Source organism: Neptunomonas japonica DSM 18939 (genome assembly GCF_000422765.1).
GTDB lineage: Bacteria > Pseudomonadota > Gammaproteobacteria > Pseudomonadales > Balneatricaceae > Neptunomonas > Neptunomonas japonica.
In genome coordinates this window covers 294,662-317,871 of sequence record NZ_AUGR01000002.1, presented here as the reverse complement: position 1 = coordinate 317,871, position 23,210 = coordinate 294,662, and the positions used below count along the sequence as shown (strand labels likewise).

General features: G+C 47.2%; 31 protein-coding genes and 1 other RNA gene. 4 read left to right on the top strand and 28 right to left on the bottom strand.

Translation table 11 applies throughout. The features are described 5' to 3' along the window. Positions 1-71 precede the first annotated feature (71 nt). The 20 genes from G511_RS21685 to G511_RS21675 form a co-directional block, all read right to left on the bottom strand. Positions 72-515: a Mor transcription activator family protein gene (locus G511_RS21685; RefSeq protein WP_036551084.1), complete on the bottom strand. Its 444-nt coding sequence runs from the start codon at positions 513-515 to the stop codon at positions 72-74. A 67-nt stretch (positions 516-582) separates the two neighbouring features. Then, entirely contained in the window at positions 583-1,152 is a 570-nt protein-coding gene (locus G511_RS0103585; protein ID WP_028468414.1) for a hypothetical protein, read from the bottom strand. 45 nt (positions 1,153-1,197) lie between these two features. Further along, the gene (locus tag G511_RS0103580) at positions 1,198-1,638 is read right to left on the bottom strand and encodes a gp16 family protein (RefSeq protein WP_051221512.1); all 441 of its coding nucleotides are present in this window, start codon (positions 1,636-1,638) and stop codon (positions 1,198-1,200) included. 52 nt (positions 1,639-1,690) lie between these two features. After that, positions 1,691-2,464, bottom strand: a complete 774-nt coding sequence (locus tag G511_RS21680) for a DUF2786 domain-containing protein (RefSeq protein ID WP_051221510.1) — start codon at positions 2,462-2,464, stop codon at positions 1,691-1,693. Then, positions 2,457-2,885: a hypothetical protein gene (locus G511_RS0103570; protein WP_036551081.1), complete on the bottom strand. Its 429-nt coding sequence runs from the start codon at positions 2,883-2,885 to the stop codon at positions 2,457-2,459. Before G511_RS0103570 ends, G511_RS21680 begins: the two co-directional genes overlap by 8 nt. Positions 2,886-2,962: 77 nt before the next feature. Continuing rightward, positions 2,963-3,274, bottom strand: a complete 312-nt coding sequence (locus tag G511_RS0103565; protein ID WP_036551078.1) for an HU family DNA-binding protein — start codon at positions 3,272-3,274, stop codon at positions 2,963-2,965. A gap of 18 nt (positions 3,275-3,292) precedes the next feature. Continuing rightward, positions 3,293-3,367: hammerhead ribozyme type II (locus tag G511_RS24140), an RNA gene on the bottom strand. After that, complete coding sequence (locus G511_RS0103560) at positions 3,368-3,622, bottom strand: HTH domain-containing protein (RefSeq protein WP_028468410.1); 255 nt, start codon at positions 3,620-3,622, stop codon at positions 3,368-3,370. Between the two features lie 10 nt (positions 3,623-3,632). Continuing rightward, positions 3,633-3,803: a hypothetical protein gene (locus G511_RS24295; protein WP_156905137.1), complete on the bottom strand. Its 171-nt coding sequence runs from the start codon at positions 3,801-3,803 to the stop codon at positions 3,633-3,635. Then, positions 3,787-4,029 (bottom strand): HU family DNA-binding protein, encoded by a 243-nt coding sequence (locus G511_RS0103550; RefSeq protein ID WP_028468409.1) that lies wholly within the window; start codon positions 4,027-4,029, stop codon positions 3,787-3,789. Before G511_RS0103550 ends, G511_RS24295 begins: the two co-directional genes overlap by 17 nt. A gap of 8 nt (positions 4,030-4,037) precedes the next feature. Next, the gene (locus G511_RS0103545) at positions 4,038-4,658 is read right to left on the bottom strand and encodes a DUF3164 family protein (protein WP_028468408.1); all 621 of its coding nucleotides are present in this window, start codon (positions 4,656-4,658) and stop codon (positions 4,038-4,040) included. Then, positions 4,655-4,945: a hypothetical protein gene (locus G511_RS0103540; protein WP_028468407.1), complete on the bottom strand. Its 291-nt coding sequence runs from the start codon at positions 4,943-4,945 to the stop codon at positions 4,655-4,657. Before G511_RS0103540 ends, G511_RS0103545 begins: the two co-directional genes overlap by 4 nt. Further along, positions 4,945-5,205, bottom strand: coding sequence for a hypothetical protein (locus G511_RS0103535; RefSeq protein WP_028468406.1), 261 nt, complete (start codon positions 5,203-5,205; stop codon positions 4,945-4,947). The genes G511_RS0103540 and G511_RS0103535 overlap by 1 nt, the downstream gene beginning before the upstream one ends. Beyond that, positions 5,202-5,564: a hypothetical protein gene (locus G511_RS0103530; protein WP_028468405.1), complete on the bottom strand. Its 363-nt coding sequence runs from the start codon at positions 5,562-5,564 to the stop codon at positions 5,202-5,204. The genes G511_RS0103535 and G511_RS0103530 overlap by 4 nt, the downstream gene beginning before the upstream one ends. After that, a complete protein-coding gene (locus tag G511_RS0103525; protein ID WP_156905136.1) occupies positions 5,561-6,289 on the bottom strand; it encodes a hypothetical protein in 729 nt (242 codons plus the stop codon). The genes G511_RS0103530 and G511_RS0103525 overlap by 4 nt, the downstream gene beginning before the upstream one ends. Next, positions 6,249-6,983 carry an AAA family ATPase gene (locus tag G511_RS0103520; protein ID WP_028468403.1) on the bottom strand — a complete coding sequence of 245 codons (735 nt, stop codon included), beginning with the start codon at positions 6,981-6,983 and terminating at the stop codon, positions 6,249-6,251. Before G511_RS0103520 ends, G511_RS0103525 begins: the two co-directional genes overlap by 41 nt. A 54-nt stretch (positions 6,984-7,037) precedes the next feature. Beyond that, positions 7,038-9,107: a Mu transposase C-terminal domain-containing protein gene (locus G511_RS0103515; RefSeq protein WP_028468402.1), complete on the bottom strand. Its 2,070-nt coding sequence runs from the start codon at positions 9,105-9,107 to the stop codon at positions 7,038-7,040. A gap of 1 nt (position 9,108) precedes the next feature. Continuing rightward, positions 9,109-9,363 carry a hypothetical protein gene (locus tag G511_RS0103510; protein ID WP_028468401.1) on the bottom strand — a complete coding sequence of 85 codons (255 nt, stop codon included), beginning with the start codon at positions 9,361-9,363 and terminating at the stop codon, positions 9,109-9,111. After that, positions 9,360-9,845, bottom strand: coding sequence for a hypothetical protein (locus G511_RS0103505; RefSeq protein ID WP_051221506.1), 486 nt, complete (start codon positions 9,843-9,845; stop codon positions 9,360-9,362). Before G511_RS0103505 ends, G511_RS0103510 begins: the two co-directional genes overlap by 4 nt. A gap of 116 nt (positions 9,846-9,961) precedes the next feature. Next, positions 9,962-10,252, bottom strand: coding sequence for a helix-turn-helix domain-containing protein (locus G511_RS21675; protein ID WP_051221504.1), 291 nt, complete (start codon positions 10,250-10,252; stop codon positions 9,962-9,964). 175 nt (positions 10,253-10,427) lie between these two features. On the opposite strand from G511_RS21675, the gene G511_RS0103495 reads away from it, so the two are divergent. The 3 genes from G511_RS0103495 (at position 10,428) to G511_RS0103485 (ending at position 12,893) form a co-directional block, all read left to right on the top strand. Then, the gene (locus G511_RS0103495; RefSeq protein ID WP_036551074.1) at positions 10,428-11,147 is read left to right on the top strand and encodes an XRE family transcriptional regulator; all 720 of its coding nucleotides are present in this window, start codon (positions 10,428-10,430) and stop codon (positions 11,145-11,147) included. 574 nt (positions 11,148-11,721) lie between these two features. Next, entirely contained in the window at positions 11,722-12,231 is a 510-nt protein-coding gene (locus G511_RS0103490; RefSeq protein WP_051221502.1) for a hypothetical protein, read from the top strand. A gap of 86 nt (positions 12,232-12,317) precedes the next feature. After that, the gene (locus tag G511_RS0103485; protein WP_028468397.1) at positions 12,318-12,893 is read left to right on the top strand and encodes a YdeI/OmpD-associated family protein; all 576 of its coding nucleotides are present in this window, start codon (positions 12,318-12,320) and stop codon (positions 12,891-12,893) included. 150 nt (positions 12,894-13,043) lie between these two features. Here the strand turns inward: G511_RS0103485 and G511_RS0103480 are convergent, their stop codons facing one another. From G511_RS0103480 to G511_RS0103450, 7 genes are all read right to left on the bottom strand, one after another. Beyond that, positions 13,044-14,162, bottom strand: coding sequence for a thiamine pyrophosphate-dependent enzyme (locus G511_RS0103480; RefSeq protein ID WP_028468396.1), 1,119 nt, complete (start codon positions 14,160-14,162; stop codon positions 13,044-13,046). Between the two features lie 133 nt (positions 14,163-14,295). Beyond that, positions 14,296-15,315, bottom strand: coding sequence for an alcohol dehydrogenase catalytic domain-containing protein (locus G511_RS0103475; protein WP_211224857.1), 1,020 nt, complete (start codon positions 15,313-15,315; stop codon positions 14,296-14,298). An 8-nt stretch (positions 15,316-15,323) separates the two neighbouring features. Next, complete coding sequence (locus tag G511_RS0103470; RefSeq protein WP_028468394.1) at positions 15,324-16,082, bottom strand: SDR family NAD(P)-dependent oxidoreductase; 759 nt, start codon at positions 16,080-16,082, stop codon at positions 15,324-15,326. Then, on the bottom strand, positions 16,079-17,386 hold the full coding sequence (hisD, locus tag G511_RS0103465) for a histidinol dehydrogenase (protein ID WP_028468393.1): 1,308 nt from the start codon (positions 17,384-17,386) through the stop codon (positions 16,079-16,081). Before hisD ends, G511_RS0103470 begins: the two co-directional genes overlap by 4 nt. Before the next feature lie 37 nt (positions 17,387-17,423). After that, on the bottom strand, positions 17,424-18,746 hold the full coding sequence (locus tag G511_RS0103460; RefSeq protein ID WP_028468392.1) for a TRAP transporter large permease: 1,323 nt from the start codon (positions 18,744-18,746) through the stop codon (positions 17,424-17,426). Positions 18,747-18,761: 15 nt separating this feature from the next. Further along, complete coding sequence (locus tag G511_RS0103455) at positions 18,762-19,289, bottom strand: TRAP transporter small permease (RefSeq protein WP_245573806.1); 528 nt, start codon at positions 19,287-19,289, stop codon at positions 18,762-18,764. Between the two features lie 96 nt (positions 19,290-19,385). Continuing rightward, positions 19,386-20,531 (bottom strand): TRAP transporter substrate-binding protein, encoded by a 1,146-nt coding sequence (locus G511_RS0103450; protein ID WP_028468390.1) that lies wholly within the window; start codon positions 20,529-20,531, stop codon positions 19,386-19,388. Between the two features lie 378 nt (positions 20,532-20,909). Between G511_RS0103450 and G511_RS21670 the strand changes: the two genes are divergently transcribed. Next, positions 20,910-21,932: a LacI family DNA-binding transcriptional regulator gene (locus G511_RS21670; RefSeq protein ID WP_036551071.1), complete on the top strand. Its 1,023-nt coding sequence runs from the start codon at positions 20,910-20,912 to the stop codon at positions 21,930-21,932. Between the two features lie 6 nt (positions 21,933-21,938). On the opposite strand, the gene G511_RS0103435 is transcribed toward G511_RS21670, so the two are convergent. Continuing rightward, positions 21,939-23,084: an alpha-hydroxy acid oxidase gene (locus tag G511_RS0103435; RefSeq protein ID WP_028468388.1), complete on the bottom strand. Its 1,146-nt coding sequence runs from the start codon at positions 23,082-23,084 to the stop codon at positions 21,939-21,941. Positions 23,085-23,210 lie beyond the last annotated feature (126 nt).

The window sequence follows — 23,210 nt, the reverse complement described above, 5'->3', positions numbered from 1 at the left end:
GTGATGTCAGCAGTGTATTAAGTGTGGTGTGAAGGGATTAGGGGAAGGGGTTCAGTGGCTGGTCGAACGACTTAGTTAAATAGATCAGGCGTGGCTGGTTCAACCTGAATCGGCGTCTCTTTCAAAATACGCCACACCCACCGATCAGTCAGTTTATATTTTAAAGCTAGCTCAGTCACAGCAGCGTTCGCCGTTTTACCGTCACGTACCGCCGCCTCAAATGCAGAGCAGATATCAAGGTCACGTAAGCGGCGAACGGCAACATGACACTGAGGTATATACAACGGTTCACCGCCCGCATACAGTGCAAGCTTTTGGGTTTCATCATGGCCTATCTGTTGAGACAAAGCATCAAGCGCCGCACGACCCAAACGGTTAGCGCCCAAGCGCATAGGCAATGTAGTACCGCCAAACCGTTCGACTAACTTCAGTGTTGCAGGCATACCAATGGCCGCTGCAACCGCATGGATCGAGTCGGGTAATAGGCTTTGTAATTTGGCGATTTGAGTAGTCATCTGAACAGCCTCAAGGGTGATGCTGTTCAGTGTAAGGGGTCGGTGCGTTAGAAAAAAATGATTTTTGTTAGCGGGAGTTTTGACGCTCAGCCTTATATTTTTCAATACGTGCTTTCCAGCTACTCTGGTTCCTTTGCGAAGCAGGTGCCCAATTCAACAAGCACTTGCATTCAAACACGTCGGCAAACGGCTTAGTGCTAACGTAAGCAACAGGATCAACCATTTTAAATGCATCTGCACTATGAATTACACAACTGTAATGAGGCTCTACCGCCGCTAGTAACTCGACCTTTAAATCATTGTTCATGGTTAAACTGTATTGAAAATGCCAATTGAAACTGTAGCGGTGTAGCATAGCGGCTACCAAAAAATCTAGCTGCTGAATAAACGTACACGCTTTATCGCGCTTTTGCATTCCGCACATATAAGCATATTCAGGGTTCTTCCAGCTGATACCTCCATCCTCTTCAAACCACTTCCTGAGCGCCTTATTGACTACGGAACTACTGACAGACTTTATTTCAAGAAGCTCAAATAAAGCTTGGGCAGCTAGTTTTTCTTTTAATGTGGTGTGCTTGATGAAGTGCCAGAAACATTCTCGAAAAGAAGCAGGGTCAAACTCGATCTCTTTAAACATAAAACCTCCTTATCTTATATCTGTTTTATTGTAGCTGATTTTGCGTTAAATCTTGGTAGGCTTAACACGTTTTACGGCTTTTTCTAACGCGGCAACCAACCTCCATAATTGATCTCTATCTAGCCAATCCACTTTCTCCACTTTAAACATACGCTGAGCCATAGCGTGCGCATAGTTCCAATGCAGCCCTCTATCTGCCAGCAACGCTTCCACCTTACTCATGAGTGCCGCTTTATCTTTAGGCGGGTTTGGCCGCTTACCAAACTTGCGCGCAGCGGGTTTGTAGCCCAACGTTTTAAGATGTTCCATCACGCGATACAGATCACGAATGTGCATATCAGCACAGCTATTATGTTTAGTTACTTGCTGGAGCATGGCTCGGTAAGTGTCGTCATCCAGTCCCAGTTCTTTTTTAGCAATGTGAATACGGGCGGTAATGGCTTTACGGTTATCTTTAGTGGGTGGGGTGTCGCGTTTATCAGTCATTAAAAAGACTCCTTTTAGGAATTTTTCCTATAGCTATGTGAGTGGTAGTTAGTTAAATTAGGGGCGATTCAGGAGCGACAACCGGCGAGCATAAGGAACGTGCTCGATGGGGTAAAAAGTCCGCGCCTTTGCTTAAGGCGCGGCAACTCAGAGCAGCACGTTTATCACTACCTGTAGCGCGATGTAATGCAGCTTCTCTACCTTTGCTATATCCAGCCTGTTGGGCATCACAGTCTCGGCTTGTAGATTTGTGATTTTTGCTAAACTTACCTTCTTTTAGATCTTTCATATTTTGTTCTTTAAACCGAACCACTAGCCCTTTTTCTTTATCACTAATAGCAAACTCTGTGATCTTTGACATAACAGCAAATACCCACGCCTCTGCAAACAGGTCTGCTTTGCGGGACTTATTCGCTGGCTTGTACCGTTTTAGTGTTTTCAAGTATGCCGTTCGATCCTTCTTTAACTGCCTCGCCAGCACTTCATAGGCATAACCAGCTAATTCAGGACGACTTCCAACACCCAAAAAACATACAGATGATGCTGCACGTCCCCATCCTGATTCGACCCTAAAGTACGCTTCGACGCCCATAACACGGCAAATAACATTACAAAGGCCATGCACATACGCGGGTTGTTTTTTTGTACTCCCAACCTTTGCCGCAAACTCATTCACATCGGATAACTCAACGGCATCATTATCAATGTTGTATTTGGCCATCAAGGCTTGAGCTTGTCGCATGGCAGCGGCGGCTTCGTTGGGGTTATCTGATTGCGCTAACGCTAGGCACTTCTTTATTTTCTCTAATACTTTCTTGTTATCCATTAAAGCCATCCTCCGGCTTGATCAGAGTTATTCCTTCTAGCTTTTTATACTGACGCACCAGCGACTTGGCCGTAGTGAAATCAGGGCTGTAGTAGACGATGGTTTTATCCAATTCTGGATAAACCTCTTTAGTAAGCCGTTTCCCTAGATCTTTGATAATTTTTGCTTTCTTTTGTGGTGAGTAAATAGCTTTTTTACGAGTGCGCCATACGTCTTTAATAACGGGAAGAAAGCCTTCTTTGTCAGGCATGTGCCACGCACCTTTAATGGAACCATCCACGTACACCATCAGCTCGTACTTACCCTCACCAACCCTCTCTCTAGACACACTTATCTCATGCTCGCCGTATTGAAACTTTACGGATGCAAACATGCCAGTTAAGTCATTTTCAATTTCGATCCACTGTTCTTTAGTTATCATTTGTTGATTCCTATGTTCTTTACACAGCAGTGGCCGCGCTGGGCGGCCACTGGTAATCGTTTTCGTGTAGTTTGTGGTTACACGGCTCGATTAAACGGGTTATTCAGCGCGTCTTTTAGCGCTTTAGCCGGTGTAAACTTGGCTGTTGTAGCTGCTGCAATATCCAAAGGCTCACCGGTTTGAGGGTTTCGACCTATGCGGGCTGCGCGATGGCCGGTGCTGAACTTGCCTAAGCCTATTAGTACGACTTCATCACCTGTTTTTAGCGCGTTTGTTGTCACTGAAGTAAGGCTATTCAACAGGGCTTCTACATCCGCTTTGCTCACGGCCCGATCATGCTCAATTTTCATTTTGTTGGTTACTACTTCGATCAGTTCAGACTTGTTCATGTGTGTTTCCTTTGGTTTTATTGGCTGCTCATCAGTACCCAGCTGCCACGCTGGATAGACGCCCGTTGCTTTAAAAAGCTGGGCGTTTCGCTATTACCAAGGGTGGCGCAAGCCATCCAGACTCATGCTTCCAGCCATTGCATGGCTTCTCATTTCATCGCTATCTCTTGTGGAATCAAGACGAGCTTTCATTTTCGGCGATATAACGCCTGCTTTACGGCGAATACGAGTCACCATTGATACGGATATCTCCAGCTTTTCTGCCATTTGAGCACCGGACATGTTCTCGTTATTGTCACGAATGAACTGCGCTACTTTTTCTTGATCTACAATTTTTTGCTTTGCCATGCTGCCACTCCTACTGATCAGGTCGTGTTTGGATGTATCCCAGCGCCCACATAAGGGCGTCATAAACGCCGTCTTCGTAGGTGCCATCTTCGTGGTCGGTTGTTTCCCCCATGCGGTGCTCTTCGGTCCAGGCGATGACCTCAGCGACATCAGCTTCAGACTGTTTAATTTGAGGAGCCATTGAGATACTCCTTAACAGCTTCATCCTGACGAAATACAATCCCGTTAACGCCGCCTTTCTGGATTTTTTCAAAGTTGCCGCATTCCAAGTGCAGTTCATCACCACGCTTACAGGCTTCAACAATCATGTGTTGAATCGCATTGACTGCAGCCGTCGCTTGTCCTTGGGTTAGCATCCCTTTACCTGCGACGTAATTGATAACGGACTGTTCGGTGTAGATGGTCATAACGCCTCCTAGAGCTTTGCTAGATCTAATGAAACAGGCTTGAACTGGTCGGTTTCGCCGCATCTCTCATAAAAGCGCAGGTACGACTTACTCCCCGTTACCTGAATAGAGTCGGCGATTGCTTCCATCGCTTTTAGCCAATCGGCATCATCTATTTTGCTCCGACGTAGGCCGAGAATACGTGCAGTGCTGAGGTTGCCTTGCTTGTCTACTTGGAAGGCTTGCTCTACTAACACTTTGATCTCGTTCCCTGAGTTTTCTGTCCAACGATGGATGCATTTGTCTATTAAAGCTTTGGCAGCTAACAGGCGCTCATCAAACTCAATATGCTCGGCGATAGATCGCTGTATTTTGTATTTTCCGTCGAAGCTGGTGAGGCTAACGTTGCCTTTTTTTCCGCCAACTTTTACGCCGTACTGTTCCAGCGACAGCTCGACCAAAGCAGCAACATCGCCAAATCCATCAAGTTTGAATTTGAGCATCTCTTCACGCAGCTCTTTCGCTTTTTTAATTAGCTCAAGAACCATGTCATTGCGCTCAATATCAATCTGCTCTACGTTCTCAATCGGCACTAATCTGCCACGGTTATCCTTAAGGTATCCAACAGGAATATTGAGTTGCTGGTTCATATCGCTTGTCTCCGAATGTTGTCGCTATATGCATGAAACAAAGAGCTAAGGTGCAAACTCCTCAGCGGTAAAATAGTGCGGCTATTAGTTTTTACTGCGCTGGTTAACACGGCCCGTGTGGTGCTGCCGTTATCAAAGCGCTCTAAGTTTTCATTGATAAACTCTTCCATAAAACTGCCTGCATCTTCCAAAAAGCGGGTGCGGGTTTTCATGTCTGCTGCCAAAAATACGACGATGCCTTTTTGAATATCAGTGCGTTGTAAATCGATCACGTAATAAGCGCTCATCAGTAGTTCTCCTCTGTCCAGCGAACTTCGCAGCCATTCAACAACGCTGCCATTTCACATTCACGGCCACCGGCTTTACGGGGACGAATGGCCTTCCAGCACACGGTCATGTTTTTGCGCGGCGGGTGCTGCAGGTTGATACGTGGCATACGGCCTTCGATGCTGATGTGGGTGACGGTCATACCTGCATCAACTAAGTTGGCAACAGCGACTTGCGCTTCTTGCAGCTTGCTAACGATATGGGTGTTTTGTGCGTTCATGATGCTTTCCCTTTAATTGAGGCAGGGTTGTGCTCGCAGATCGAGCATGACCTCCAGAGTTGCAGCTTCAAGGGGTGGTTAGGTGGAAACTGCACTGCGCAGTTTTTTCGGCACGTTTGGACAGCGATCTCACCCAACTCGGGGCACTCAACCACTCCCAACTTTTCAAGAATTTTCGATTCCATTTTTCTAACGCTAGGGCTGGTGTACTTATTGCTCAGTAGCAAACTTGCACTAGTACGTGATATATCCAGCTTTTTAGCGACAGACTTGATGGAGCCAGCTTCTTCTACGGCGCTAGCAAGCAGCTGTATAAACTCTGGCGGTTGCTCACCCCAGTTACTGATATCTGTTTTCATGACAACTCCTCCGGATCTTCTGCGTGCATTACTTTGTTGAGGTTAGGGTCGTAAACGGTTTTAACGCGCTGGATTTGTGGGGCGCGTGGGCCTGTATCCATGCGCTTAATCAGCTGGAGCACTTCAAGCTTGCGTTGACGTGGATTACAGGGAAAAACCACTTTCAAATAACCAGCCTTTTTGAGTGCTTTTACATAACGGTTCGCGGTTGCTTCTTTTACCTCTACGCCGCAGGTTGATGCATGGCTTGCCAGTTGGCGGGAATCCATTGCACCCAGCTTACGTAAACATCGCCACATGGCTTCTTGCCCTAGCCCCAGCGTGACAGGAGTGCCGTCGCGGTTAAGGCGAGGCGCTTCAATGCCCGTGTCTTTAATGAGTTGGAACTCAGATTTTTCAAACTTCGATTCTGTTAGGCGAACCACATACCCACCGTTTACCAAGCTTTGCAGGTAAGTCTTTACGGTTTCGTCGTCTGCATTTGCCTGGCGAGATATATCGTAGATTTTGAACAGTTCCTTATGTTGTTTGATCTGCTCCCACACACGCTGGCGTGCGGGCTTACCGCCTATCAACTCCATCTGTAAAGGCTTTCGTATACCTTTACGCGGTGTTTTACGTTGCAGCTCTGCCACGTGTTGTTCCTCTGCTACTTGCATCATCGTCCCCATCTCAGCTCTCACCTTAAATTCGGCGCTTAGGCGCTTCGCCTGTGTAGAGTTCACGCTTGCCCCAAGTGGCCTTGTCGACGCTCGACCAGCCCATCTCATTGGCCTCTTCCTGGATCATTTCCATATTCACAGCAACACGGCGCACACTTCCTGCAGATAACTGCACAATGTGGCTGAGCAGGTCGCCGGTTATCTCGACAAACGGCGCATAGAGCGGCGTTAGCTTTTTGGCATCTTCTAACGTCACTGGTTGAGCAGGTACCCATGCCAGAATGCGGCCATGGAAACGCTCATATTTTTTCAGCTTGTTGGGTAGCTGTTCTTCGCCGATTAACAGGATGGCGGCTTGGCTGGCTTCGTATAGATCACGGATCAGCTCAACGGCTTTCTTATCCACTAAGTGATCCATCTCGTCGATAATCAGAGGGCGGCCAGATTTGGCCAGCTCTTCGGCTGCTTGATCAAGCATGTCTGGGATCGTGGCCAGTGGGCGTATCCCCATTTCTTGCAGAATTGCTTTGAGCGTGGCTTTTTTCGTCCACACGCTTTTGGCTTGCACGTAGTAAGCACGGCGGCGGTTGGCTACGTGGGTCGCGGATACCGATTTACCAAAACCCGATGGACCATACATACACACCATGCCAGGCAGGCTGTTAGTGCGTGACATGGCGCGCTCAAGGGCTACATCGCATAGGCTCAAATTAACGATGTCAGCTATGCCATTGATAGCGTAAGATTCATTACTCATACTGTGCTCCTTATAGTGTGTTAGGGGCTGATGGGGGCAACCATCAGTCCTTTTTTAATTCCAGTTTTCTGCTATATCTTCTCGTCGTGCTACGGCGGCTTTATAAGCCTTGGTGCGCGGGAAGGTCTTCACCCAAAACTTATGAGCTTCGGGTATTTCTTTTGCGCCGCTTTGGTATTGCTCAAAGGTCTCCATTCGTTCGTCAAACGTCATCTGCTCTGGGCTTTTAATGCCATTAACGGGAACAGGCTCGACGTCGATAACCTCAGCATCTTCAATTTGCCTAGCGACTTTTTCTTTAATTCTGCAGGTAGAGGCCAGCTCAATGGTGTCGCCTTGCTCTTGGTCTATGGCATAGATACCATCACGCTCGGCTTCAATTTCGTCACGCTTGATATCAAGGCGTTTTAAGCGGCCATCTGCACGCTTTTCACGGCCTTGTTGAACAAAGCTTTTAGGGAAGTAGCTAGTCTGGTTGGCGTTCCACTCGGCTTTGCAAATCAATGCACCGCTTTTTAACTCATATACCCAGATAAAGTCGGGGTTACGCATATCAAATGCGACCTGAACAAAGTCCCCGTGATGCTCTTCAAGCGTGTTGTTGAAGTAGATATTGGTGTTAAGCTTTATCTCGCAGCGCGCCACTTTGCGCTTAACACGCGGGCGGAAAATGTCGGCAGCTTCATCACGGGAGAGAGTGACGGCTTTCCATCCATTATTTTGGAATTGTGCCCAGCGCTCGTTGGGTGTGATGTGGCGACGGTAGCCATCTACATCGGTTATTTTCTGTAAAAATGAGTGTGGCGAGTTGTTGTATCGTGCGGCTGTCTCTTCACAAAATCTCAGAAAATCAACCCAGCTAATAATGTGCGTGGCTCCGCCTTTTCGTACGGCTTTACGGGTAATTTTGTGGTTAAGTTGGGCGGCTTGGCGGTCCATATCTACACCCAAATAACTATCCAGCTTTTTAGCGGCTTTTATCCAGATGCTTTTATGGGCACGCTCAGTTGCTCCGCGTGCTTGTGAGTTGTAGGGCAATGAGTGAGTAATTTCGCTCCCTAGCCGTGCAAGCACGCCAAGCCCTTGGTCTTTAAGCAGTGCGTTGCAGTAACCCGAGCCGTTATCTGAATAGACAATGGCAGGCACGCATTCTTCTGATGAAGCAATCAGTGCATCCAATACAGCGACGCCGCTTTCTGCAAGGTCGACTGAGTAGCCCACCAATTTACGGGTGGCTATATCTATATAGGATGTGATCTCTGGCTTAAACGGCCGTCCGTGGTATGGATGCGCTACTTCGGCATCGAATGTATGACCGTCTGGGCTGTACACATCACCAGGGAACAGGTCATCAACAGAGCGGCGCTTAAACGCTTTAATATTTTTAATCTCACGTGATCCCATGCGCCCATGTTGTAAAGAAACGCTGCCGACTTTTTTCATGAAGCGACGTATGGCATGGATAGACGGCACCGGCTCGCCTTCAAATATTTCCAAAAAATCCTCATATGCCTGGGCTACAGAGGGTTTTTGCGGGCGCTGATAACAGTTTAAAAAAGCCTTTGCCCAAACGGGTATCGCCAGCTCTCGCTTGCCTTTTGGGGCGAGGCTTTTGGTGTTAGGTGATAACCAACGTTTTAAAGTGCGCACGCTAGGGTAGGAGGTGTCACCTCTTCCCCGAGAGTCTTTCGCCATGCGTAGCGCTTTATCTAACACGGGGTTACTCTCTTCTAACGCCCCTAGGGCGGCTTGTGACAATAAAGTTGTCATTGCCGCTTCTTTAGAAATACCTTTTTTGTTCATGCTTTCGATGGTGCGAACAATGGTTGTGCGGGCATCGGAGGCTTCGCGCTGGCGCTGAGTCAGAAGAGCGTCTGTGCTGGCAACCACCTCTGTACTTGAGGCAACACTTGGTAGTAATTCGGTGATGGCCTGTACTTCTAGGGCTTTGCGAGCGTCAGCGGGCAGGTTGCTAATGTGGTATTCATAGCCGCCACCTTGACCCAATCGCTGTTGGCATTCCCAGTGTTCTCGCTTTGCACGAATCTGAATAGCACGTTCAGTACTAGGCATTTTCGACAATCTTGCTTCAGCAATTTCTTTAGCGGTTAGCCACTGTTTCATCTTAGCTACCTACTACTTTTTTACGGCGCAGGGCACTTAAGTTGTCAGCAAGGGCTGTTAGCACTAATTCGCTTTCACCTCGGGTCATACCCGATAACTGGCAAAACTCAGCAAAGACTTCTGGCGCAGGTTTGTTGGTATGTAACAGCTTTATCATGCGGCTGCGGTTATCTGGCATTTTTGAGGTGCCACACCATTTAGCAAGGCGGGCTACAACTTCCTGTTCTGTCATTGAGTACTCATTAACTGTGCTCATGATTCGTCTCCTAGCAGCAATTCCGGCTGCTGATGTTTTTCGACATTTCCACGCTGATGCGCCAGGTCTTCAATCAAGGTGGTGATTGACTGGATCAGCTCGTTTTCGTCTTCGCTTGATTCGGACTCATTAAAAAAGCTGATCAGGTGTCCAATCACTGAAAGGGCATGAACGCTCAGTTCGTTAAGTTCTCGGTGGGAAGGCTTGCGCCCAGTCGGCATATCTAGCACTAACAGGTTGGCGCTCTGCGCTATATAGCGGGTCACATAGCTGCACTGACACGCATTCTCAAATGAGCGGATTTTACTGGCTGGCATGTTGCCGCTACCCATCCACTTATAAAGCGTGTTGTAACTATCCATGCCCATCAGTTCCGCAATGCGCGGTACTGACAAGTTGTGGTTCTTTTCAGCATAGCGAGCACACAAATGCATTGAGTCACTAACACTGTTACCCCGCTTGTGCTTCCAAATACCTTTCATCACTGCATGCCTTCTAAACAAAGTGGTTACAAAAAGATTCTTGTGCTGCCTCTATGCTTTGGTGTTTTTCAGATCTAGCCTGAATACACATATCAACAAGAGGAAAACTCATGACTTTAAGCAAGCCGAACATGCGGACGCTCAGCAGGTGAGGTACACTTAGGAATTGAAGACTGATAACGAGACGGCCAAATCTCTTCAGGTGGTAAGCCCAAAAAGTCAGCAATGATTTTTTGCGCTGTGGGTGCGTTCTTGCGATAGAACACCACATACAAAGCACGCAGGTTATGCTTATACCCATTTTCTGCGGCCAGTTGAGCAAGGTTGTTACCACGGTTTCTAACCGCGAAAAGCACCTCGTTTTGAGACCAGTCTTTAGATGCTGAGTGAATCGCCGATTTGCTCATTTTTTTGCCCTTATATGTATTACTTTTAATACTTAGTTGTGCGACCAACTTGTGATACATACTAGTAACATACTGCCAACTAATCAAGCAGCATCTGCGATTTCGGAGTTAGCTTTCTGCCTTCGGCATAGCAATAAGGGCGTAACATATTGTTTTTAAATGGTATTATTTTCATATGAACAATAAAAATAAGTCCGAAATGGATTTCGGAGTTAACGAAAACAACTCCGAAACGTTAAAAACCTTGTCGGATAGAATAAGAAAGTGCGCAGAAATAGTAGGTAGCGGGGATGACCTAGCAAGAAAAGCGGGAATACCACGCAGGACACTAGAAACATATTTGGCTGGAAAGTCAGAGCCTAAAGCCCTGAGGCTAGCTGCTATTATTGAAGCATCAGGCGTTTCTGCAATCTGGCTGTTAACTGGCAAAGGCCCAGCTACGCCAGTCAGCACAAGCACTTCTGCTGAAGATATGACTGATGAGTTCGCCTTGATACCTGGCTACAATGTAGAAGTGGCGGCAGGTATAGGCGCATTCCCTATAGAAGAAAAACCCACGCGTAAGCTGGCGTTTCGTCACAGATGGTTACGTTATCGCGGCCTATCGCCAGACAACCTGGTACTGGTCTTCGCCCGAGGCGATAGCATGGAGCCGACAATCAGCACCAACAATACGCTGATGATCGACACCACTCAGCGCGAACTTAATGACGGTCAGATCTACGTTATCAGAACAGACGGCCACCTGATTGTTAAACGCATCCAAAAGCTCTGGAATAAAGGCATACTGCTACTCAGCGACAACAAAGAGTACAAAGAGCAGCTGGTAGAACCAAACGAAGCCGACGACCTGGAAGTAATTGGCCGCGTCGTGTGGATAGGAAAGGATGCATAGGCAAGGAATGCCTATTTTCAGGTCAGAGTTAATAGAAGAAAAACTGACGCCAAAACATCATCAATAACTGTGCTTACCCTTCTGTAATCAAGCGCTTAGCACTACTTTTGACACCAAGTGACAAAAAAGCCGCTAATTCTATGAATTTTGCAGATTTTGCACGCTAAATTCTAACGGGGCTAAACTTTGCTGACATCCACCTATATTCACCTGTATCCCGCGTATTCCGTGCCCACTGGCTACCGCCTAATTTCAGATACTCCCGCTTTAAAGAGTGCCAATAAGATCACTAAGTCACACTTTTTAGCACACTCTCTACGCTTAACTTCACAAACTCCCTATAAATAAAAACTCGTCAGTGGATATCAATCACGACCTCCGCACACAAAATACAGCTATCAAATAGCGCTCTGAAATTTAGAGCCACTATCGAATAACTCTTCTTCAAATAAACAGTGTATTTATGAGCGTACGATATATCCTGTTTTCACATTAGTTGTAACGGGAAAAATACTTGTATTGCTTCAGGGGGTGAGTTAAAAACATATGTAAATCAGATAGATGGATGTCTAGTATGGATAAATATTATATGTCTGGAGATAGAATGAGCATAGATCTTAATTATGGATTCGGTAACGCCAAGAAGCTTTTCGAAAAAGTTAAGCGCGACCAAAACACACTCCATAATGCTGTAATTTCACAAAACCCAGACAGCATTTCAGATGCAGTGTTTAATTTCGCAGTAACAGGCTATCACATTAAAGACTGGCTAAAGAATGAGGGTATATCTGACGTAGAGTCTCATATAAACGAAAGTCCAATGCTTCGTCTTTGCGCCGATCTATGCAACGGGAGTAAACACAAATTATTGAATTCTCCTAGAGAGGTAATTGATCCCGTAACATCCATTAATAACTCTGAGCTAACATGTGACATGACTACAATCACTTGTGATGCAACTATACCCATTAATGGGCACACTGTACGACTGGCTCTGACTTCTGGTAAAGAAGTTGAAATATTGGATTTTGCAAACCAAGTAGTAAGTAATTGGGAATCGTTCTTCAGTGCAAACAACATTTAACAAACCTGTCAACGAATGCACTCCGTGCTGGACCGCTAAAAGCATTGCTTCGCAACAACGCGCGTTATGCCGGAGAATCAAATTAAATGCCTGAACCAGATCCGTTAAGAATCATGACATTTGCAACACCGCAAGATCTCAACAAGTGGCTTCAAGAGAATCACGCAACCGAAAGTGAGTTATGGGTAAAGATATTTAAGAAAAACTCTGGGACTCAAAGCGTTACTTGGAATGATGTAGTGATAGAGATTTTATGCTGGGGTTGGATTGACGGTGTGAAGAAGTCACTAGATGATCAAGCCTACCTTCAGCGCATCACTCCCAGAACAGCACGAAGCAACTGGTCTAAGAGGAACACCGAGCATGTGGAACGTTTGATAAGCGAAGATCGGATGAAGGAGTCTGGCCTTGTGCATATTCGAGCAGCGAAAGCTGACGGTCGTTGGGAAAACGCCTATGTGGTAAGTGAAATGGAAGTGCCCGAAGATTTCTTAGCAGCACTGGAAAGTCAGCCGAGCGTAAAACAGTTTTTTGAAACACTTAATAAATCGAGTCGTTATGTTATCGCTTACGGATTAACCAGTGCAAAGAAGCCTGAAACCAGACAAAGACGATTTACAAAATACATGACAATGCTTATTCATGAGGAAAAGCCCAAATAAATGGCATCCGCTATAACAAGCCACTTGGCGAAAGTATCTTCCCCTCTCACAAAAAACAAACGTGCTAAAAATAGAGAAGAGGCCTAAGCCCCTTCTCTGACCTTACTTTGCATCATTATCTGATGGATCCGTTATTGAAACAGCAGAGAATCAAATGATAGCGCTCATAAAGCGTTGTTTTATTTGCACCGCTTTGAGAGGTATTTCTTCGCCCGACTTTTCATTGCCGGCTTTGATAAGGTAGTGAATAAACGTTGGCTTCTCTTTAATAAGTTCAGAAAAAGTATCGGGCTGATCGGTAATAGCTGAACTCTCAACGCCCATAGTCTGCACCCAAGAACTCAGATTCATACCGCTAGAGCTAAGCGTTGGCTGGTTACCTGTCGAGCCGTAACTGCCATTATCAAGGCAAATTACAGTTAAGTTCTTCGGCTTTAAGGCCGCTAGGTCGACCAGCTGGTTAGGGTTAAAGAAAAATGAACCATCACCATCTACGATGTATACATGACGCCCCTGAATGGTATCTGCCAGACCAATGCCGACTTCGGTAGCAGAACCCAGCGCCCCTAACATGTAAAAGTTTTCAGCACGATCGTTCGCGTTGTATACCTCTTTGGAAGGGAAGCCAATTTGTGACATGACCAAATCCTCAGCACTCACGTTATCCATAATCACCTTAATAGCTTCAGCACGAGTCTGGCTAGGGTTACCTTCATACGCTCCGGTACTAACACTGACAGGAGTGAAATGAGGCTGACCAAACACGTGATAGTCATCGACTTTCTCTTCCCACAGCTCAGGAGATAACAGGTACACCTTGACCTTTTTCTCAGCAAAGCAGTTAGCTACATCTGCTGCAAGATCAACTAGGTCTTCAGCTTTTTCTAGTATTCGATACTCAACATCTATCGCTGTTAGAAGGGTCTCCATATTGCTGCCATAAATAATCTGGGCTTCGATCGGTTCTTGGAAGTAACCTCGAAAGGAAGCAAAAATCGGTAAGCCTTCCTGATATAGCTTTTGCATCGTGTATAGCTCGGTAATCAAGTTACCTATACCGGTATTTTGAATAAACATCGCCGAACGCTTGCCTCCCAAGCTGCGCCCAAAGCACAGTGCCAAGCCAGCAGACTCCTTGGTGATATCCCATACTTCCATCTCTTTTGGCACGTACTTCATCACCAGATTGAGCTTATTACAGGGATTAAAGGCAATTTTATCTACCTGATTTTGTGACAACGCATGCCAGATCATTTCGCTATTATTCATGGTTTTACAATCCTCTGATTATTATATTTATATACTTACAGGCGCTTACTTAAGACAGCAGTTCACCCTGCTCAGCCGCCCTTGGCGACAAACATAGAAAAGTACCTATAGTGGTTTTTGAAAGACTAACCGATCACAGCAGGGTGTCCGGTTGTAGCACTATTTTTGCGGCAGCTACCTTACCGTTATGCAAATCTGTAAAGGCCTGAGCGCCTGTCGATAAAGGCCGAACATCAATCCAAGACAAGTTTCCCAACTGACCGCGATAGAGCATATCGATCGATGCCTGCATATCAGCACGTGTATAGCAGTAGTTACCCAGTAGAATAACCTCCTGTAGAGTTAGCTTACGTGTATCCAGCCCCTCTCCATCATCCTGTAGACCTACGTGGGAAATAATCCCTCCTGGGCGCACCGCTTCACTGGCCCTTCGCCTTGTAGCTCCGCAACCCACACAATCAAACACCACCTCATAACCATTAGGGTACGGTAGCGCCTCCTTTAGCGGGTTAAAGCAATTAGCACAATCCTGTTGCTCAATACTGCTTCGTCGTAACGCGTTAGTTTCTGCCAGATCAACCGAAATACAGCCTTTAGCTTTTAAGATGAGCGCCGTGAGCAACCCGATAGCACCGCCGCCGATAACCAAACAACGTGCTTCTGATAGTGGCCGTGGTAAAACTCTCTCCACCAGTGCCACCGCATGCAACCCTGTCGCGGTGGGTTCGGTCAGGGCTGCATGTATAGGGTTCATATCAGCAGGAATGGGTAATAAATTTCGCTCTGCAATAGCTACCTGTTCAGCAAAAGCACCGGGCAGATACATACCAATGAGTTCGCGGTGGCGGCACAGGTTACTACGCCCACCAACACAGTCTTCACACTCTCCACAGGTCATCAGCGGATTAATGACCATGCGTTGCCCCGCATAACGACCATCTAACACAATACCGCTCACCTCATGCCCCAGAATCAACGGCGGCACTCTACGCGCATCCTTTCCATGGTAAGCATGCATGTCGGATCCACATATCGCCGTTGCTGTAATGTCTACCCGTACATCACCTTCGCGTGGCTGTGGCAGCGGCTCTCGGCGATAGGTAATCTCCTGCCTGTCGGTATAGACCAGTGCATTCATTGTTTTACTGCTCATTTGGCACCTCACTTTGCGGTAAAACCGCCATCGATATAGATGGTCTGCCCAGTAATGTAATCTGAACCATGACTCGCTAAGAAAACACACAGGCCATCCAAATCAGACAACTTGCCGTTACGACCGATAGCCGTCTGGTCAGCCAACTGCTGACTTAGATCGCCCTGAGCAAACACAGGCTCGGTCAGCTCCGTAGGAAAAAACCCCGGTGCAATCGCATTGCAGCTAATGCCTTTTGAAGACCACGCTTGAGCCATTGCTCGAGTGAGCTGTAAAATTCCGCCTTTAGAGGCTCCGTAGGCAATCCCATTGGCAAAAGCCCGCTCCGACTGCAAGGATGCAACATTGATGATCTTGCCCCACCCTCGTAAGGCCATTTGATGGATTAGCTTTTGTGCAAGAAAGAACGGGATTTTTAGATTCAAACCCAACGTCTGATCCCAACTCTCTGGCGTCACCTCGTCAGCATGCTGGCGCAAGTTAACACCCGCTGTATTACACAAAATATCAATGCGTTGCCACGGTTCCATACAGCGGCTAACAATCTCATCCAACTGTGTTAAATCTCCCAGATTAGCGGCAACAGTTGTGGCATGCGCGCCACTAGCTTGCAACTGGAGCTGTAACTCATCTAGCCGATTCTGGCGTCTCCCCAATAGCACAACACTAGCCCCGGCAGCGGCTAATGCGCGAGCTTGCTGAGCGCCTATCCCAGACGAAGCCCCAGTGATCAACGCCACTTTGCCGGTAAGGTCGAAGCAGTTCATTCCACTGCCTTTAAATCAAAGGTTTCATTAGGGAAGTATTTTTCTAAGCGGACATCACCCGTACGGGCATGCGCTTCCATCCCCTCCATGCGTGAAATACGTGCGGTTACCGCCGCAACATCACGGTTTGCTTCTGGAGTCATACGTTGCGTAGTGACGGTCTTAATGAATTTACCTGCTGACAAACCACCGGTATAGCGTGCTGCACCTTTGGTTGGCAGAATATGGTTAGTACCTGAACACTTATCTCCAAACGCGACGGTAGTCTCTTCTCCAACAAATAGAGAACCGTAGTTGCGTAAACGCTGTACCCACCAGTCCAAGTTGTCACACATTACTTCAAGATGCTCCGCTGCATACTTATCGCTAATAGTGGCAACTTCTTCATAGGTATCACATAACACAACCTCACCATATTCGTCCCAAGCATTGGTTGCAGCCACGCGTGCAGTTTCTGGTAATTTTTCAATGTAGGAAGGCATCATCTCAATAACCTTTTCTGCCAGAGCTCTATCGGTTGTGAACAACCAAGCAGGAGAATCCGGGCCATGTTCAGCTTGACCAACAAGGTCAGTAACCACCAGATGTGGATCGGCGGTTTTATCTGCAATAATGGCAATTTCGGTGGGACCTGCAAATAGATCAATACCGACACGGCCATAAAGCATACGTTTAGCCTCAGCAACAAAACGGTTCCCAGGGCCCACTAATATGTCTGCTGGCTTTCCGGTAAACAGGCCAAACGCCATCGCCGCTATACCCTGCACTCCTCCCAACGCCAAAATAGTATTTGCACCGGCAAGATTGGCGGTATAGATAATCGCAGGATTAACACCCTGACCAGGTTTGGGTGGCGAGCAAGCAATAACGTGCTCAACACCCGCCGCTTTTGCGGTAGCCACTGACATTACCGCCGAGGCAATATGGGAATAGCGCCCGCCAGGCACATAGCAACCGGCTGCCGTCATAGGAATCTGGCGCTGCCCTGCCCATAACCCTGGAGAAAGCTCGGTTTCAAAATCAATCAATGATTCTCGTTGCTTCACAGCAAAATTGTGCACACGCTCATAAGCGAACTGGATATCATCTTTCATTCGCTGCGACAGAGAGTTACCGGCAGCTGCTATCTCTTCTGGTGTGACTACAATGTTACCCTCATAGCTATCCAGCTTTAGCGCAAATTCACGGCACTTATCTTCCCCACCCGCTTCTATTTCAGACAGCATCGAAGATACGATGTGGCGAGTATTATCTTCGCCGGTGGCAGCGTTTTTTTGTGCCTTTTTTAAATATTGAGTTGTCATATTTTTATTTTCCTTGATTGACATAAAAAGTGGCTAATCAGTAGCTGTAACTAGGCAGAGCCCACAAAGAGAGTTCAGGCACAAATCCCAGTAGCAGTACAACACTGAGCATTGCCAGCACGAAGGGCACAGCATTGCGTGCAATACCCAGAATGGGGGTACCAGTCAGACCTGAAACAACAAAGAGATTGAGCCCCAACGGTGGGGTAATAAAACCAACCCCAAGAGCGGTGATCATCATGATGCAAAACTGAATATCGGCCATACCGATCTCTTGTGCTAAGGGCAGCATAATAGGCGCAAGGATGACGATATTGGGTGTAGTTTCCATCACACAGCCCGCCAAGATAAGAATGCTGATCATCAGTAAAATGATCATGGTCGGATCATCAGTGATATCCGTCACCATATATACAAACCCTTGCGGAACCTCGAGTGCAGCCAACGCTTGAGCTAACGGTAAAGAGAACGCAATAATAGGTAGGATCACTCCGTTGACTTTAGCGGAGCTGGCCAGCATGGCCGGAAACTCACTCAGGCTAATAGTTTTTTGCCACAATCCAATAATGATCGTTGTGATTACCGCGATGGCTGCCGCTTCTGTTGGGGTAAATACACCGCTGTAGATACCTCCTAAAATAATGACCGGTACAATCAGCGCGTATCGACCCACATAGATCGCAGTAATAATGCGGCGTAAAGAGAAACCACCTCCTGCGTTCTCAAAACCATGAGTCAGATTAAGAATGATGTTGCACACCATAATGCAGCCCATCACCAAAAGACCCGGCACCAAGGCCGCCAAGAACAACGTCGATGCGGAGATGCCCAACACCAACCCGATGATAATGTAGGCGATAGACGGTGGGATCAGGATACCGGTACAAGCTCCAGCGGCAACCAAGGCACAAGCGTATGGTCTGGGGTAACCCTGTTCTACCAGGCGATCAATGGTCATACGACCAACCCCAGCAGCACCGGCAGCATCTGAACCGGAGATACAGGCAAAGAAACCACAAACCAGTACCGTTGCAGTACCAAAGCCTGATTTGGCACCGCCCGTCAGCGCTTCGGCTATATCCAGCAACTTACGCGACAGTCCGGTACGCACCAACACATCGCCGGTGAGAATAAATAAAGGTATGGCAATCAAAGCAAAAGCATCAATGCCATCAAACAATGCTTCACCCAGTAACGACAGTGGCAAGGCTCCGCTAAGTTCTAGAATCAGTACAGAGATAACGCCCAATACTGCCCAAACCGGCACACCTAATGCGAACATAATCACGCCAATCAATAATGGCCCACCTAACTCCCACCCCCAATCTAGGGTGACTTCAGGATTCAAATAGTTATACATAGGAAGGTTTCCTGTCTAATCGAACAACCGTTTTCCGGTGTAGATCGGCGAATCATTTCTAAGTGCGCGAATGTCACGACTCAAGGATTGCCACAGGCGAAAAAGCATCAAGGAGAAGCCCAATGGAACTGCGGCGATAAACCAAGCCTGGCTAATGCCTAAACCATGAGTGACCGAGCCAAACTTAATTGAGACCAGAAGCGTTTCCACCGAATATGAAAAAGCGAGTCCCGAAACGCCGATCATCACCACATCACCTAAGATATAAACGAGTAACTTGCCGTTGCGAGGCAGGAAATTCAGGATCACATCAATCCGAATATGAGCACGATCTTTAACAGCCGATGCGGCACCAATCCAAGCGAGATAAATAAAGGCGTAACGAGCGACCTCTTCCCCCCAGATTGACGAATAAGAGAGTGTAAAGCGGCGTATCACTTCCACACCGACGGTTAGAACAATCACGACGTAAAAAACTAACAACAGCCACCGTTCAGCATTTTCATCCAGCTTTTGCCAAATTGTTATCTTGTCTGTATTCAAAACATACACCTCTAAATTGAACAGTAGCGTTACTACAGCTACAGAAAACTAGGCACAGGGCATGGATGCTCAGTGCCATCGCTCTAGCAGATCAACTTAAATATCGTGTACGAAATGACGCCCTTGGGTATTGGCCGCATCATGCAAGCTGTCAAAGATATCCAGAGACCCAGCCAGTTCAATTTTAGTGTCATCCCACACAGGTAACTGGTGTCCAGCCGCATCTTTCCATTGTTGCAATTCACCCGTTGTTGGTGAGTAGAACTTAACTCCGGCAGTTGCTAATTCAGCCATTGCAAACCCTCGTGCGGCAGGCACTTTCGCCAAGTTTTGCTGCGCCGTGACTTCAGCGGCGAACATAATGCCGTCTTGAATTTTGGCAGGTAACGATTTAAACCAAGCTAGGTTGCAGGAATATACTTGGGCATCAGGAACCGAACGAATAAAGGAAACATGCGAAATAACATCACGAAAACCAAAGACATTCAGCGCTTCAACAGAAGGGTCGAGTGCATCGGCAACACCTTGCTTAATGGCAGAAGGCGTTTCACCCCAAGCCACCGGTGTTGGGTTAGCACCTAATAAGCGATAGAACTGCTGCAAGATCTTCGAGCCTGGTACCCGAAACTTAATACCGGACATTTGATCAGGTGTCTTAATAGGCCCATCAATACCATGTCGTACAGCCACAACACGAGGATCAATGTTGACATACCATAACGGCAAGAAACCTCTCTCTTCTACTTTCGGGTTTACCTCACGATGCCAAGCATCAGAACTCACAAGGTTGGTGAATTTTTGGTTTTCACCACACCAATAAGGAATGTTGATCAAATCAACCACCGGAGCAAATGCTGCAAAATTTGAAAGAGAATGCTGAGCTGCCTGAATAGTACCCTGCTGTACTTTTTGAGCCAGTGCACCACCTGCACCTAATTGGCCACCCGGTGCGAGTTTCACATAAACCTCGCGGTTCGTTAGATTCTGGATATTTTCTTTAAAATCCAGCTGCATAATCGGATAGCTACGCGATGAGCCCAAAACATAAGCGGTGGCAATCACCATCTTATATTTTGCTTTCGCCTCGCGTTCTTTTTCCTCTTTGGATATCGCTGCAACGGCCTGGTCTGACATCATAAGCCCTGATGCGGCAGCCAGAGTCACTGCGGTAAAACCAAATTTACTGGTCAGCGCCATAAAGCGACGACGTTCCGGGCAGACAGGTTGATTTGCTTTGCTCATGGGTTGCTCCTGATTGATCTAATTATTTTTGGTTCAGGCTTTCACTTCGAAGTATTCCGATCACAAAAAAGATACATGCAACACACAGAACCAAGAATTCAACCACTCCACTGAACCCCAGAGGCAGCTGAAGACCGAACAACCACATTGATATTTTCCCCACCAGCACGTTGGTGAAAAAAACCAAAAACAACACAATGGCAATTCGATAAGCATGTTTTATTAGTCTTTCTGTAAACATTGGAATACTCCGAAGACAATATTTGTAAGCGCTTACAAATTAAACTTTAAATGATTGCACTGTCAACCCTGATTGCAAATAACTATCTGGGTTTGTATGAATTGTTGTTATCATGCAGACTGTGAAAAGGGAGATATATGCGTAATTCAAAACCAACATTACAAGACGTTGCAACGGCTGCCGGGGTTTCAACGGCAACGGTTTCTCGCTGTATAAACCAACCCGCGCAAGTAAAAGAAAAATTACGTGATAAGGTCAATGAGGTTATAAACCGCCTCGGATATGCACCCCATGGTGCAGCACGAGCACTCGCCTCGCGCCGCTCTCACACGATAGGCGCAGTCATACCTACCATCGACAATGGCATCTTTGCTAACGGTATACACTACCTGCAACGGGGCTTATCAGAAGCTAACTTTACGTTACTTTTAGCTAGCAGCAATTACTCCCTTGATGAAGAACTCCGAGAGGTGCGAAGCCTTATCACCCGGGGTATTGACGGCATGGTACTGATTGGTGAAGAACACCATCCCGAAGTATACGAAATGCTCGATCGCCACCAAGTTCCTGTGGTCAACCTGTGGACCTACAACAGCCAGTCCATACATAGTTGTATCGGCTTTGATAATGCCGCCGCTGGGCGCAAGATTGCTGAGCACCTTGTTAATATGGGGCACAAAGATATTGCCGTCATATCTGGTATCCAGATCGACAATGATCGAGCCAGAGAGCGCATCGAAGGTGTTAGGCAATACCTCCAAGAAAAAGGCCTAGAACTTAAACCTGAACTAGTTCGCGAATGCCGCTATAGTGCGGAGCAGTCCAGCCTTGCACTCACAGAGCTCATCGTCGCCGGCCACCCTTTCAGCGCGGTAATCTGCGGTAACGATATACTCGCATTGGGCGCACTATCTGCTTTGCGACAACTGGATATTCCAGTGCCTAAAACACTTGCTGTCACAGGTTTTGATAACCTTGAGATAACCGCCGCATTATCCCCTAGCCTGACGACCATCGATGTACCGGCGCGTCGTATGGGCACACTTGCCGCAACCTACTTATTAAACTGCATCCAAACCGGCAACCGTGACATTACCCGGGTTCAATTACCGGCAGACTTGAAAGTGCGAGAAACCACCGACATGACCCACTCTATGTAGCAAAAGTCAGAGCAGATACTGAGGCAACTGATGTGGTGTCGGACATCGTAGCTGCTCCATTACCTGGAGCAGCTCATTACGCAACAAATCAATAGTATGCGCAGCCCCTAGCTCACCAAAAGCACCCACGCCATACATAAAGGCCCGACCGGCAAACACCATCTGCGCCCCTTGAGCCAAAAAGCGCGCAATATCAGGGCCGGACTCTACTCCGCTATCAACCATCACCACCGTACGGTCACCAACCGCAGCAACAATTTCTTTCAGCGCTGAAACAGAAGGGTACGCGGCATCAAGTTGTCTGCCACCATGATTAGATACAATGAGGCCATCAGCACCTGCTGCCAGTGCTAGCTCAGCATCAGCAACACTCAAGACTCCTTTAACAATCAACTTTCCCGCCCAAGCATGGCGGATCTGCTGCAACATCGGAAAATCCACAACATCCTTCAGGGTTGTACGGATATAATTGGCGATATCACGCAGGTTTGACATGTTTTTCATATAAGGCATCATCGATGCGAATTGCGGCATTCCCTGTAAGGCCGTTGCCATCGCCCAAGAAGGGCGCAGCATTGTCTGGGTAATACTGTCCACACTAATTTTAGGCGGCACAGCAAGACCATTACGAATATCACGTGGGCGCCTTCCTGCTGCCGGCACATCGATAGTCACCACCAGATGACGACACCCAGCGGCTTCAGCACGACGCATAAGGTCAGACCGAATTCCTAAGTCTGAAGGTGGATAAAGCTGAAACCAAAAATTATCTCCCGAACACTCAGCAGCTCGCTCTATCGAAGTACTCGCCAGAGTGCTGAGGATATAAGGAATATTTGCCTCACGCGCGGCGCACGCTTGGAACTCCGATGCCTTCGGCCAAATCAGCCCACTCAAACCCAGAGGCGCCACGCCAAAAGGCGCAGCGTACTGCTGACCAAAAACCTCTGTACTCAGATCAGCCCCTGCAGATGTTGATAAGTAACTGGGTTGTAGATACACCTGATCCAAAGCCTGACGGTTTTGCCTCAGCGTATTTTCTGCATTACAGCCCCCTGCCAGATACTCAAAAGCAAACCGGGGAATGCGCCTACGCGTCAAGGTTTTCATGTCTTCAATACAGGCCGCCCGGTGTAACAAGGATTCTGGCATCTTATGCTCCCTAAGAGTGTAGTTTGACTGTTTGCAGAACCGTTATTTTGTTCAAGAATCGAACACAACACTCAGCCCATAACAAACAGGAGAACATAAGTTAACACTTTCTTGCAAGCGCTTACA